Here is a 279-nt window from a genome sequence, read left to right on the forward strand (position 1 = left end):
TTTTGCGTGATAATATTGTTTTTGCCCAGCATAACCTGGTTACGGATCGCACGTTTAACGAGTTCCATGTGATTTTGTGCCGGAACGTATTGTTTTATTTCAATACCCAGCTCCAGAACCAGGTGCATACGCTCATCTACGAAAGCCTGGGACCGTCAGGTTTTCTGATTTTGGGCGATAAAGAAACGATCACTTTCACCAAGCGCGCGACCGCTTACGAAGCCGTCAGTACAGCCGACAAAATTTACCGCAAGGTGCAGTGACGCTGCATTAGATGAG

The 279-nt window shown here is 47.0% G+C and carries 1 protein-coding gene; it reads left to right on the forward strand.

Annotated features, from left to right (window positions below; translation table 11 throughout):
* The coding region (locus KVT34_RS30195) for a CheR family methyltransferase (RefSeq protein WP_302695763.1) at nucleotides 1-263 on the forward strand (263 nt) is incomplete at its 5' end.
* Nucleotides 264-279: the final 16 nt, after the last annotated feature.

This window comes from Paenibacillus sp. GbtcB18, from assembly GCF_019091125.1.
Taxonomy (GTDB): domain Bacteria; phylum Bacillota; class Bacilli; order Paenibacillales; family NBRC-103111; genus Paenibacillus_F; species Paenibacillus_F chitinolyticus.